The organism is Gemmatimonadaceae bacterium (assembly GCA_037721215.1).
Classification (GTDB): domain Bacteria; phylum Gemmatimonadota; class Gemmatimonadetes; order Gemmatimonadales; family Gemmatimonadaceae; genus UBA4720.
Map to the genome: position 1 here is coordinate 1 of JBBJNV010000031.1, position 12,500 is coordinate 12,500.

The 12,500-nt window shown below is 61.0% G+C and carries 12 protein-coding genes; 7 read left to right on the forward strand and 5 right to left on the reverse strand.

The annotated features are described in order from the left end of the window. Positions 1-66 precede the first annotated feature (66 nt). Genes WKF55_14855 through WKF55_14875 form a run of 5 tightly spaced genes read left to right on the forward strand, consistent with a single transcriptional unit; the run spans position 67 to position 5,083 of the window. Positions 67-1,311 carry a HAMP domain-containing sensor histidine kinase gene (locus tag WKF55_14855; protein MEJ7760858.1) on the forward strand — a complete coding sequence of 415 codons (1,245 nt, stop codon included), beginning with the start codon at positions 67-69 and terminating at the stop codon, positions 1,309-1,311. Further along, positions 1,301-1,612, forward strand: coding sequence for a hypothetical protein (locus tag WKF55_14860; protein MEJ7760859.1), 312 nt, complete (start codon positions 1,301-1,303; stop codon positions 1,610-1,612). The genes WKF55_14855 and WKF55_14860 overlap by 11 nt, the downstream gene beginning before the upstream one ends. A gap of 1 nt (position 1,613) precedes the next feature. After that, positions 1,614-3,059, forward strand: coding sequence for a sigma-54 dependent transcriptional regulator (locus tag WKF55_14865; GenBank protein MEJ7760860.1), 1,446 nt, complete (start codon positions 1,614-1,616; stop codon positions 3,057-3,059). Beyond that, a complete protein-coding gene (locus WKF55_14870; protein ID MEJ7760861.1) occupies positions 3,056-4,432 on the forward strand; it encodes a hypothetical protein in 1,377 nt (458 codons plus the stop codon). Before WKF55_14865 ends, WKF55_14870 begins: the two co-directional genes overlap by 4 nt. 3 nt (positions 4,433-4,435) lie before the next feature. Beyond that, positions 4,436-5,083, forward strand: coding sequence for a hypothetical protein (locus tag WKF55_14875; GenBank protein MEJ7760862.1), 648 nt, complete (start codon positions 4,436-4,438; stop codon positions 5,081-5,083). 15 nt (positions 5,084-5,098) lie between these two features. On the opposite strand, the gene WKF55_14880 is transcribed toward WKF55_14875, so the two are convergent. The 4 genes from WKF55_14880 to WKF55_14895 all read right to left on the reverse strand — a co-directional run bounded on the left by WKF55_14880 (position 5,099) and on the right by WKF55_14895 (position 10,527). Then, positions 5,099-5,704 (reverse strand): HNH endonuclease, encoded by a 606-nt coding sequence (locus WKF55_14880; GenBank protein MEJ7760863.1) that lies wholly within the window; start codon positions 5,702-5,704, stop codon positions 5,099-5,101. A gap of 53 nt (positions 5,705-5,757) precedes the next feature. Beyond that, positions 5,758-6,705 (reverse strand): branched-chain amino acid transaminase, encoded by a 948-nt coding sequence (locus WKF55_14885; GenBank protein ID MEJ7760864.1) that lies wholly within the window; start codon positions 6,703-6,705, stop codon positions 5,758-5,760. Positions 6,706-6,814: 109 nt separating this feature from the next. Continuing rightward, complete coding sequence (locus tag WKF55_14890; protein ID MEJ7760865.1) at positions 6,815-8,233, reverse strand: amidohydrolase family protein; 1,419 nt, start codon at positions 8,231-8,233, stop codon at positions 6,815-6,817. Next, on the reverse strand, positions 8,230-10,527 hold the full coding sequence (locus WKF55_14895) for a PBP1A family penicillin-binding protein (protein ID MEJ7760866.1): 2,298 nt from the start codon (positions 10,525-10,527) through the stop codon (positions 8,230-8,232). The genes WKF55_14890 and WKF55_14895 overlap by 4 nt, the downstream gene beginning before the upstream one ends. 87 nt (positions 10,528-10,614) lie before the next feature. Between WKF55_14895 and WKF55_14900 the strand changes: the two genes are divergently transcribed. Together WKF55_14900 and tyrS are read left to right on the forward strand one after the other, a co-directional pair. Then, positions 10,615-10,884: a hypothetical protein gene (locus tag WKF55_14900; GenBank protein MEJ7760867.1), complete on the forward strand. Its 270-nt coding sequence runs from the start codon at positions 10,615-10,617 to the stop codon at positions 10,882-10,884. Beyond that, positions 10,877-12,136: a tyrosine--tRNA ligase gene (gene tyrS, locus WKF55_14905; protein ID MEJ7760868.1), complete on the forward strand. Its 1,260-nt coding sequence runs from the start codon at positions 10,877-10,879 to the stop codon at positions 12,134-12,136. The genes WKF55_14900 and tyrS overlap by 8 nt, the downstream gene beginning before the upstream one ends. A 36-nt stretch (positions 12,137-12,172) precedes the next feature. Here tyrS and WKF55_14910 read toward each other — a convergent pair whose 3' ends face one another. Beyond that, a complete protein-coding gene (locus WKF55_14910) occupies positions 12,173-12,463 on the reverse strand; it encodes a PIN domain-containing protein (GenBank protein MEJ7760869.1) in 291 nt (96 codons plus the stop codon). Positions 12,464-12,500: the final 37 nt, after the last annotated feature.

Consider the following 12,500-nt stretch of genomic DNA (forward strand, 5'->3'; position numbering starts at 1 on the left):
TGTCGGGTTCAACACGCCGTCCCCGGGATCCTCGAAGTCGCGTCAAGCCCTGTAATTTATAGCGGAATGGCGATGAAGCAACTCCGGTTCCGAACGCGACTCATCGTCATCCTCTCGCTGTTTGCGATTGTACCAGCGTTGATGCTGACACTTCTCTGGGGCGGAACGGTGAGCAGCGCGTTGCGCCTGGTCAGTGGACGAGCGGCCTGGGAAAGCGTAGCCGCAAGCGGTCAACAGGCGATCGCGGGCGCAAGGCGTGCGCCACTCGACCGGTCTCAACGGGAGCTCCTTGACGCGCACGAGCGCGAGCTGAGAACGTCTCTCGAACAGGCCCGCCGTTACAGCTTTCTCGCCGGCAGATCAGGGCGAATCGTTGCGGTCATCGCAGTAATGGGGTTGATAGTCTTCGGAGTGAGTGCGTCCCGCGTTGCCGGCCACCTGAGCCGGCAGCTGAGCCGCCCGCTCGATGAGCTCGTCAAGTGGACTGCTCTTATCGGTCGCGGCCAGCCACTCCCGGTCCCCGCCGATCCTCCTGTAAAGGGCGCGCCCGAGTTTGCGACTCTCCGCGAACGGATGCGCGAAATGGCGGACGCCGTCGAGACTGGCCGCCGGCGCGAGGCCGAAGCCGAACGGCTGAAAGCTTACCGTGAGAGTGCACGCCGCGTTGCGCACGAACTAAAAAATCCATTGACTCCCATACGTTTTGCCGTCGATCGATTGCGCCGGGACGCGCCACCGGAGCTGAGCGAGACCGTAGACGTACTTGCCGTTGAGTCCCGCCGTATCGAGCGAATTGCAAAGAGTTTCGCCGAGTTCGGCCGCATGCCGGACGGTGCCGCCGCAGATATCGATATTGCCGAGCTCGTCAGATACCTCGCGACGGCCGCGACGCCACCAGACATCAAAATAGAAGTCGTCTCTCCGGACCATCTTCCGCTGGTAAGAGGATACCATGATGCGCTCGCGGGAGCATTGTCCAACGTGATTTTAAACGCTGTGGATGCCTGTTCCGGCGAGGGACGGATCGTCGTTACTGCCGCTCTTGCGCAACTCGGCGGCAAGGACGCTGTCAGTATCGAGGTGAGCGACGATGGCACCGGCATCCCCTCCAAAGATCTTGCGGAGATCTGGGAACCGTATGTAACCCACAAACCTGGCGGCACCGGGCTCGGACTGGCGATTGCGCGTCAGACCGTGCTTGCACATGATGGAACTGTGGCAGCCTCCAGCACGTTAGGTGTTGGTACAACGATTCGATTCACACTGCCGGCGCACCAGGCAATGAAAGGAGGAGATAATAATGGGTCCTGAAATGGCCGCGATATTCGTGCCTCTTGGATTTTTTGCGATGGTCATCGCCATAGTTGTTGGCCGCCCGATGGTCCAGGCCTATGCGAAGCGCGTCTCCAACGAGTCGGGAAATCCCCAGATCCCTCCTGAGGTCCTGATGCGGCTCGAGCGCATGGAACAATCCATCGACAGCATCGCTGTTGAAGTCGAGCGCATCTCGGAGGGACAGCGGTTTACCACCAAGCTGCTCTCCGAGGTACGCGACGCCGCGCCGGCGCTGCAGGAACGCACGTTCCCTTCCGGCGGGCAGAGCTCACCGTAGCGTGGCCACTGTCCTTATCGTCGACGATGAAGCGAACATCCGTCGAATGGTCGGGGCGCTTCTCGCAGCGGAAGGATATGATGTCCGTGATGCGCCCGGCGGGGCTCAGGCTCTCGCGCGGGCCGCTGAGGACGCGCCGGACGTCGTCCTGCTCGACCTTATGATGCCCGGCGACCTGGATGGCATGGGGGCGCTCGCGAAGCTGCGCACGAGTCACCCCGATCTACCGGTCATAATGATGAGCGGCCGGGCCGGATTGAGCGATGCCGTCAGCGCAACAAAACTCGGAGCAGTGAATTTTCTCGAGAAACCGCTGACGCCCGAGGGAGTGCTGTTCGCAATTGGCTCGGCGCTCGAGCTGAGACAGACGCGGCGAGTCGCCCGGGAGCTGCGCGAGGAGCTCGGACTTGCTGGCGACATGATCGGCAAAAGCGCGCCGATGATGGAGGTCCGGCAGATGATCGCGCGCGTCGCGGGCACCGACGCGCGGATCCTCATCAGCGGCGAATCGGGAACAGGCAAGGAGCTCGTGGCAAGTGCGATCCACGGCGGCAGCGCTCGACGGGAGAAGCCGTTCGTCCGCGTGAATTGTGCGGCCATTCCGCGTGACCTGGTGGAGAGCGAAATGTTCGGCCACGAACGCGGAGCGTTCACCGGGGCTACACAAACGCGCATCGGCAGATTCGAGCTCGCTCATACCGGAACGCTGTTCCTCGACGAAATCGGCGATCTCAGTCTCGAGGCCCAGGCCAAGTTGCTGCGAGCTATCGAAGCAAAGGAGGTTCAGCGCGTGGGGGGCAACCGCAACGTGAAGGTCGATGTACGCATCATTGCCGCGACAAATCACGACCTCGGCCGTGCTGTCCGCACGGGGTCTTTTCGCGAGGATCTTTTTTTTCGGCTGAACGTAATTCCACTGGCGTTGCCAGCACTGCGCGAAAGAGATGGTGACGTCCCGCTGCTGGTCGAGCATTTCTCCATGCTTCATTTCAAACGTACGGGTCAGTTGCCGCCGACATGGCATCCGCAAGCAATGGCGGCACTCGAGCGCCACCGCTGGCCGGGGAACGTCCGGGAGCTTGCCAACATCGTCGAGCGAATCGCGATCGTGCACGCTGGCGAGCATATCGGGGCGGCCCGCGTTCGCAGCCTGCTGGCAACTACACCGGACGGTTCGCCGGACGAATCAGAAATGTCGCGATTTTTCGCCGGTAACGCTCACAGTCCCGCGCCGCAAGACACCGACAGGGACGACCAGTCGCTCGCAGGCATGCTCGACGACTTCGAGCGGCATACGATCGAGCGCGCCCTCGGAAAAGCCAGAGGAAACATCGCTGAGGCAGCGCGGCAGCTTCAGACCGATCGTCCGAATCTCTACCGCCGGATGAAACGGCTGAACATCGATGGTGTCAGGACACAAATTCCACCGGCCACAAACGACCAGTGATGATTCGCTCACCGATAATCGTCTGCGGCGCTTTCGCGCTCGTGACGCATGCCACTCCGATGGCCGCGCAGGCTCCGGACACGGTCAGATCGGACACAACCTTCTCGATTGGGTCGCTGCTCGACCGCGGCGACGATCGCGGGGGTATCACGATTACGTCAGGCAAAGCATACAACCGGGTAGAGGGGTTGCCGATTCTCATCGGACCCACCTACCGCGCGAGCCACCGTGATGCATCAGTGTCTATCAGCGCGCTCGGCATTATCAGGAGCGCGCACGGCTTTCACTGGGACTCGGAAAACCTCGGCCACCGCATTACCGCGGAAGTGCGCCTGGGGAGGCGTCGCGGCGTGACCCTCGGAGCATCGTCATTCGACGAAGTTGTTCCGATTGAACGGTGGCAGCTCGGTGAACCCGACGCTGGGCTGGCTGCATTTTTTCTCAAGCGTGACTATATGGATTACTTCGGCCGGCACGGAGGGCGGCTGCATGCTTCGGCATTCGCCGGTGCCAACGCCACAATCGGCATCGGATTCAGTGACGAACGATGGAGCTCACGCCGGGAGCGTGATGTTTTTGCGCTTTTCCGGGGTGATGAATCGTGGCGACTCAACCCACGGGTGGACGAAGGGCGAATTCACGTCGCAGACATTCGCGCTGATATCGATTCCCGGAACAGCGAGCTCAATCCTCTTGCCGGATGGTATGTCAGCGCGCAGTACGAGCGCGGGGCCGGGCGGCTTGCAGTTGCCGACGTGGCGCTTCGCCCAGGTGGTGGCCCGAACCCCGCATCAATAGCCTACGGTCGCGGGTTTCTCGATCTGAGGCGCTACAACCGCATATCGCCTGCGAGGCAGCTCAATGGACGCATGGTGATTGGAGGATGGTTGCACGGCGACCAGCTTCCTCTCGAGAGACGGCTTTCTGTTGGCGGAGTTGGTACGATCCCTGGGTTTGATTTCCGTCGGACGATGCTTGGCACCGATGTCGGGCAGTGCAACCCCGATCCGCAATTTCCGGCGGGCAGGCCTGCACGCTGCGAACGGGTGGCACTTGCCCAGGTCGAGTACCGCCAGGAACTCCATTCCGAACTGATAGACATGTTCAACAGGAATCGCATCCGCGTGCGCGGAGCCGCATTCCGGGTAAGACCCTCAGGAGTGCTGTTCGCGGACGCGGGACGTGGCTGGCTGCTTGGCGAGCGCGATGGAACTCTCCGATATCCAACCGGCACCATCCCCTCATTCGACACTTTTCGCACCGATATCGGGCTGGGTATCGACTTGGGAATTGCGGGGCTGTACGTCGCAAAGGCGGTATCGGCCTCAAAAGAACCCGCCAATTTTTTTGTTCGCATCAACAACCGCTTCTAACTGGTGCACACGCTCGGGCGGCTGATTCTCATTGCAACTGCAATTAGTGCTTCAGCGACAGCTGAGGCTCAGCGACCCCAGGTGCAGCTTGTGCTGCCCGAGCGGCAGGCACTCGCAACCGAGCCTCCTTGGGTCAGGTCGGCGGCGCTGGTATCGGACGGAGCGCTTCGCGATCTGCTGCATAACGGATTCCCCGCCCGGCTTCACTACAAGGTTGAACGGTGGAGCACTGGCGGATGGTTCGACGATATCAAGGCTACTGCAGAGTGGGATGTGGTGGCGAGATATGACGCATTGACAAAAGTGTACCAGATTTTCCGGATCACAGGGAACTCCACGCGCTATCTCGGAAGCTTCCAGACTTTTGCGGATGCCGAGGCTGTGCTTGATGCGCCATTCAAAGTGCCTATTTCGCTGCCCAGGCGCGGACAGCGCAGTTACTACAACCTGGTTCTCGATGTGGAGATGTTGTCGCTGACGGAGCTTGACGAGGTGGAACGCTGGCTGCGGGGGGAGGTCAAACCCGCGGTGCGCGGGCAGAAGAATCCGGGAACCGCCGTATCGCGTGGTGTGAAGACTGTTTTCGTTCGCCTGCTGGGTGGCGAAAGGCGCCGGTATGAGACGCGCTCAGGAACGTTTCGACCATCGTGACGCGAGTTGCGCTGCCTACGATGCTCTCTCGGGACCACTCCGGGCCTGCGCACCAGCACGGTGTTCAAGATCCTCGAGATGATGCAGCGTTTCTTCGCCGTAAAACATGCGGATGTACCGCGCCTGGGTTGGGGTCAACCGGCGGACAGCCCAGCTCAAATGCACGAAGTGGGGTTCTACCGGAGCGTGCAGCGGATGCATGCCAATTTCGCTTGGCAGGCTGTTCGCCTTGCGGGTATTGCACGGACTGCAGGCGGTCACAACGTTCGTCCATTCGTTGCTCCCGCCGCGTGACAGCGGAATGAGATGGTCGCGCGTCAGCGACTCGCGCGGCTTGAACTCCATCTGCATCCGGCCGCAGTACTGGCACCGGTAACGATCGCGGGCGAACAGAAAAGTGTTGGTGACCTGACGACGGAAGCGGCGCGGGACATGGATGAATCGCATCAGCCGGATGACCGCCGGCCGCGGCATGGTGAGTCGCTCGGAACGAACCACCTTGTCGTGGTCCGCTTCGACGATCTCAGCCTTGCCGTCGATAACCAGCCTTAATGCACGTCTGAGAGGCACCATTGTCAATGGCTCAAACGACGCATTCAGTGCGAGACAGCCAACGATCAAGCAGTCCTCCCCGTTCGCCGTAAATGGGACGGCGCAATATACACCGATTCTTTCTAAATACCCGCGCTGGCCCCGCTCGGAACATGCGTCAGCCAGCCATAACGATCAGGCAATTTTCCTTCGGCGATTCCCATGTACTGTTCCTGTATCGCGAGCGTCAACGGCCCCGGCCTGCCTGTACCCACAGGAATACGGTCAACAGAGCGAATCGGCGTAATCTCGGCCGCCGTTCCGGTGAAGAACAATTCATCCGCGATGTAGAGCATCTCCCGCGGCATAACCTGCTCAATGACCTCGAGATCCATGTCCCGCGCGATACGTGATACCGAGTCGCGAGTGATGCCGTTCAGGATACCAGCCGACAACGGAGCCGTGATCAGCTTCCCGTCACGAACAAGAAACAGGTTCTCGCCACTTCCCTCTGCGACAAGGCCAAGCGTATCGAGCATTATTCCTTCCGAATAATTGTCGAGGCGGGCCTCCATCTTGGACAACTGAGAGTTGAGATAGTTCCCGCCGGCTTTTGCCATGGTGGGGAACGTGTCAGGTGCAGGCCGGCGCCAGCTCGACACGCAAACATCGACCCCCTCGGACAGCGCGTCGTTGCCGAGGTATGGGCCCCATGTCCACGGAATTATGAATACCTCGAGCGGTGTGTCATTCGGAAGCACTCCCATCTGCTCGCCGGTTCGTAGCGCCACAGGCCGAAGGTAGCAGTGCGGCAGATCATTTTCCGAAACCGTATCGATGCACGCCTGCACCAGCTGGTCCTGCGAGTACTCGAGAGGCATGCGATAAATGCGGCAGGAATCTGCGAATCGCCGCATGTGATCTCCGATGCGGAAAATCGCCGGCCCGGACGGTGTCGCGTAGCACCGCACGCCCTCGAACACACTCGAACCGTAGTGCACGACGTGACTCATCACATGAATGGTCGCGTCCTCCCAGTCCACGAGCTGTCCGTCGCGCCAGATCCTGTGATGATTGTCAGCCCGGGCCATCAGTCGTCCCTGTTCGTGTTGAAGTTGTCAAGGAAATTACGAGAGCGTGTGGAACCCGCAACTTATCGCCAGGTCTTTGCCGGCGACGACTGCTGACTTTCCGCGCCGTTCATTGCGGCACCGACGTCAGTGGCATTGCGGGACCGACGTCAGTGGCACCCACATCGATAGAAGTGGCTGAACGCCAGGTGCCTGTGCGCTCCCATGCCGCCAACGCGTTGGCGGATGCAACCACGCGTTGCACAAGAGCGGGATCGGGTAGCACCAGCCCGCCATCGACGATGCGCGGTTCTCCCCTTACCGCAACAAACTGCGCAGGGGTGCCGGCAACTGCGAAAAGAATTGCGGCAACGATGTCGCCGACTGGTGTTGCGCGCGCCGCGGAGAGCGGGAACGCGGCGAGATCTGCTTCCTTCCCCACTTCCAGCGAACCCACCTTGTCGTCGATGCCCAGAGCGCGCGCGCCGCCGATCGTTGCAAGCTCCAGTGCCTGCTGCGCCGTGAGCGCGCGTTCAGTGCGCTTCAACGCGCGTTGGAACAGAATCGCGAGCCGTGCTTCTTCGAGGATATCCATGCGGTTGTTGCTTGCCACCGAATCGGACCCCAACCCAACGGTCACACCCTTGGCAAGAAGATCGGCTACCGGTGCAATACCATGCCCGAACTTCGCGTTCGACGCCGGACAGTGTGCCACCGAGCAGCCATGGCGGCGAATGGTTTCGATATCTTCGGAGTCGAGCTGCACGCAGTGGATCAGGAGTGTCGTAATCGAGAGGCACCCCGTCGCCTCGAGCAATGCCACCGGCGTTCGCGCGCGAGGGAGCACATCGAGGCCGCGCAGTCTCCATTCATCCGCAAACGGTCCGGCAGCATCGCAGACGATCTGCTGCTCCGACACGCTCTCGGCGATGTGTAATCCCATCGGCAGCCCTGCTTCCCGCGCAAGGTCTGCGGAGGCTGCGTAAAGAGAATCGGAGATTGTGTACGGCGCGTGCGGCGAGACACCGAGCCGGACGAGACCCGTCTGCAGTGGCAACAGCCGTGCAATCGCGGCACGCAGGACATTCATGGAATCTTCGCATTGTTCGGGCGCGGAACCGAAGGTTTCCTGATACATGATGCCGCGCACACCCATTTCGATCATTGCCTGCATTACCAGACCGGTCGAACAGGTGTCGGCATAGGTCGTGATTCCGGCGTGCAGGCCTTCGACTATTCCGAATCTCGCCGAGTCGAGCAGCATCTCGTCCGTGAGGGCTTCCTTGCGGCTGCTTCGAAGCTTGTCGATCCAGTCATTGAAGCAGAGATCCTCCAGGAAACCGCGCATCGATGTGAGCTCGAGATGCGTATGCGCGTTGATGATTCCGGGCATGAGAACGCAGTCACCCAGGTCATGATCGTCGCCCGGCGGTGCAGCGCTGGTGGAACCCACGTACGCGATGTTGCCATCCGGCGCGACAGAGACACATCCATTCTCGATCGGCGGCCGGGTTACCGGAACAACCCAGCGCGCGCGGTACCGTTTCAAGACGGCGGCGGTGCCAGAGTGCTATCGAGCCTGAGCCTGATTCTGTTCGTATCGGGCGGCAGATTGAAACGCCGCGGAGTCGGCGCTGCGCCTGGAATCACACGGGTACCGGTACTGGTTGGCGGTGCCGGGGGAGGGAGAGGAGGAGCCACATTCGGATCGGCAGGCGGTTGCATACCCCCGCTCACGCTATCGTACAAAGGCACTGTGAACGCCGTGTGCTGGTCGCACTCACGCGTCGGCTCAGTGCCAGGGATGTAGAATTCGGCGCGCAGTTTTTCGCGAGGACAGTAGGGCGTCTGAAGCAGGCCGGTAGTTACGTCGATTTCGCGAATGATGAGTGACGTTGGACGTGGCCAGTCCGGTGGCGCGGGCTTGCGGCGGTAAACCTCGGACATGAAAGTCGTCCACGCGGGAGCCGCAAGCCTTCCGCCCTGAGCATCGCGCATGATCTGTTTGGGACGGTCGAACCCCATCCAAACTCCGGCCACGAGATCTGCCGTGTAGCCGATGAACCAGACATTGGTGCCGTCGTTGGTAGTCCCCGTTTTGCCTCCCGCCGGCAGGCGGAAACCCGCACCCCAGACGCTTGCAGCCGTGCCGCGACGGATGACGTCCTTCATCATGTCGACCATCAACCATGACTCTTCCGGCGACAGTACCTGGGTGCGGCCCGGCGTCTGATGGGACAGGACTTCCTGACGCGCGTTTTCGACACGGACAATCGAATTGGGGGCGGCCCGAATACCCTGGTTTGCAAACGGACCATAGGCTGCAACCATTTCAAGCGGGTAGACGTCCGCTGATCCGATAAATATCGATGGATACGGCGGAATGGCCGTCGTGATTCCAAAGTTGCGGGCTTCGTTGATTATCGTTCGCTCGCCGAGTTCCATGCCGGTGCGGATCGCAACGATATTTCGCGAATCGTAAAGACCGTTTCTCATCGTCAGTGGCCCGGCAAAACGGCCATCGTAATTCTTTGGCGTCCAGGGCTTGCCAGTACCCTGATCGACTTCGAGCGGCGAATCATCCACGATATACGAAGGTGGACGCCCGTTCTGAACAGCGGCGGCATAGACGATTGGCTTGAACGCCGAACCTGGCTGCCGCAATGCCTGGGTAGCTCTGTTGAACCGGGAGTCGTAGAAGTCACGACCGCCGACCATTGCGCGAATGGCTCCGTTGCGAGGGTCCATCGCAACGAAGGCGCCCTGCAGGTAGGGGGAATTGGTGCCAGGCTCAGTGCCCGCGAGGCTGCGCGCGATGTAACGCTCGTAGCTTTCGTGCGGGAAGCGCCCGTATCGTCCGGCTTCAATCCGCTTTATCTGCCCCTCGAGCGCGCGCTCGGCGGCGAGCTGCATGTCGAGGTCGAGCGTCGTGTAGATCTTGAGCCCCTGCTCGTAAAGCTGGCGACCGTACTGGTCGTCCAGCTGCTGCCGCACCCACTCCACGAAATACGGTGCGGTGTCACCGGACTCAGTCTTGCTGGCGAGTTGCAGCGGAAACGCTTTGGCACCGCTCGCTTCGGCATCCGTGATGACGCCATTTCGCCGCATCAGCTCGATCACCAGATTGCGGCGTTTGATGGCGCGCTCGGGGTGCTTCCGCGGGTTATATCGCTCAGGAGCCTTCGGAAGCGCGGCCAGTGTCGCCGCTTCGGCGAGGTTGAGATCACGGACCGATTTCCCAAAGTACCGCTGCGACGCTGTCTCGACTCCAAACGCTCCGTTGCCGAGGGAGATCTGATTCAGGTAAAGCTCGAGGATCTTGTTCTTCTCGTACTTGTTTTCAATGCCGCGCGCGACCTTCGCTTCGCGAAGCTTTCGCACCAGGGTCTTCTCGCGGGAAATTCGCTCCGGAAAAACGTTGCGTGCGAGCTGCATCGTGATCGTCGAGAAACCTTCGTCCCATCGCATCGCGATGATATCGCGGGCCAGGGCGCCAAACACCCGGCGCCAGTCGATGCCGGCGTGGGCCCAGAAGCGCTTGTCCTCGGTGATGACGAACGCCTGGGTGACCTTGTCCGGAATCTCGTCGATCTTGACGAGTGTACGGCGCTCATTGCCGAGCTCGGCGATAAAGCGGCCGTCAGCGGCGTAGAGCTTTGAGGTCTGGCGGGGAGTGTAGTCGTTCAGCTCCTCCACCGGCGGACACTGGCCGCCGCGGCAGACGAGTGCCCAGCCGCCATACGCGAGGCCAGCTGATGTCGCTGCGCCGAACGTGAATAGCAGCAGTAGAACCCGAATGAGGGTAGGGTGCCGGCGGCGGAAGGTGTTCTTGCGTGTGACCATTGATTTCAAAAGGTAATGTCAGGCGCGAAAGGGCGCCCCGGAACACAGAGCGACCGGGCGTCCACGGTTCGGTGATGGTCCCTATCATTGAATTACGACGGTCGCGTCCGTATCGTCACCTTTATGTACCATCAATTCAATCCGGGTGTTCGACTTCTGTCGGCGGCGCTGGCGGTTGCCGGCCTTGCGGGCGCCTCGGCGCACGCGATGGGGAGCTCCGCCGGTTGGTGCGGAAGAGAGATTGAAAACGGCAAATGGATGCCCGACGTCGTTCAATCGGTTCATGTGAAGTCGGTGATATACGGGAGAGCGATGCCACCCCAGAATTCCGATTCGACCAGGTTGGGGCATGACTGAAACGTCGCCAGTGCTCGACGAGCTCGCGTGGCGCGGGCTGCTCCACCAGAGTACCGACGGATTGCACGCGGCGCTCAGCCGTGGACGTGTCTCGGCGTACTGCGGTTTTGATCCTACTGCATCGAGCCTGCACGTGGGCAGCCTCATTCCGGTGATGGGACTGATGCATCTGCAGCGGGCGGGTCATAAACCGTTTGCCGTGGTAGGTGGCGGCACGGGAATGATAGGCGACCCGAGCGGGAAGACCGCCGAGCGGTTGCTGAATACCGTCGAGACGATTGAAGAAAACTCACGAGGACTCAGGAACCAGCTCGAGCATTTTCTCGATTTCGACGGTCCCGGCGGCGCAGAGATGCGAAACAATGCCGACTGGCTCAGACCTTTGGGCGCGATCGAGTTCATGCGCGACATCGGCAAGCATTTCACCATCAATTACATGATGGCGAAGGAGTCCGTTCAGATGCGGATGGACTCCGGCATCTCGTACACCGAGTTCTCGTACATGCTGCTGCAGGCGTACGATTACCGCGAGCTCTTTCTCCGCGACGGTGTGACACTGCAGGTTGGCGGGAGCGACCAGTGGGGCAACATCACCGCGGGCCTCGAGCTGATCCGCAGAACGGAGGGCGGCGAGGCTCATGCGCTGACGTTTCCGCTGGTGACGAACGCTGGCGGCACAAAGTTCGGGAAAACCGAGGCTGGTAACGTGTGGCTCGACCCGGAGCGAACGTCGCCGTATCAGTTCTACCAGTTCTGGGTGAACATCGACGACCGCGACGCGGGGCGATACCTGCGGTATTTCACGCTGCTTTCACGCGCTGAAATCGAAGATCTGGAGAGTGGCGTCGCCGATCGACCGCAGGAGCGTGCGGCGCAGCAGTCCCTGGCGCGTGAAGTCACTACACGAGTCCACGGTAGAGACGCGGCGCAAGTTGCGGAGGATGTCTCGCGGCTGTTGTTCGCGAAAGGTGATCCGGCGTCGCTGTCTGTGCACGCACTCGAGGCGTTGAGCCGTGAGGTGCCGTTCGTCGAGGTGAATGAGATTGCGAGTGTGATCGACGGACTGGTGGAGTTGGGCCTCGTTGCGTCAAAGGGCGCGGCGCGCCGGCTGGTCGATCAGGGTGGCGCCTCGGTGAATGGGCGGCGCGTTACGGCGGGTGATGCGATTGGAGACTCACTCGAGGGCGGTTACTACCTTCTCAAGAAGGGTGCGCGCGATTTCGGGTTGATCAAACAGCGGCATCATGGTTGATCGGAAGGAATCAATGACGAAGTAACCTTCGACGCGTCAGACATGGCTGTCATCAACTCTCCACGGATCGAGCACTGAAATCCCGGCTCGTCGGAAGTCTCTCGTGTTGCGCGTCACGAGGGTCATGCCGTGGACGTCGGCGGTCGCAGCAAGAAAGACATCGATGGTGGCCATGCTTACGCCCGCTGCCTCACACCGGGCCGCGACCACTCCCCAGTGCATGGCTACCCGCCGATCGATATCAAGGATGCGATCCTCGAAGCGCGACACCAGATCGTCAACCAGCCACGCGGCCAGGCGCTCACGTCGACGGCCAGCCGGGAGCAACGCGATTCCCGGCTGATTGGCGAACGGCGCAGGTTGA

What these genes read in the sequence shown, in the direction of transcription:
- WKF55_14855 (MEJ7760858.1), top strand. Translation starts at nt 67, where the DNA reads ATGGCGATGAAGCAACTCCGGTTCCGAACGCGACTCATCGTCATCCTC.
- WKF55_14860 (MEJ7760859.1), top strand. Translation starts at nt 1,301, where the DNA reads ATGGGTCCTGAAATGGCCGCGATATTCGTGCCTCTTGGATTTTTTGCG.
- WKF55_14885 (MEJ7760864.1), bottom strand. Translation starts at nt 6,705, where the DNA reads ATGGCCCGGGCTGACAATCATCACAGGATCTGGCGCGACGGACAGCTC.
- WKF55_14895 (MEJ7760866.1), bottom strand. Translation starts at nt 10,527, where the DNA reads ATGGTCACACGCAAGAACACCTTCCGCCGCCGGCACCCTACCCTCATT.
- tyrS (MEJ7760868.1), top strand. Translation starts at nt 10,877, where the DNA reads ATGACTGAAACGTCGCCAGTGCTCGACGAGCTCGCGTGGCGCGGGCTG.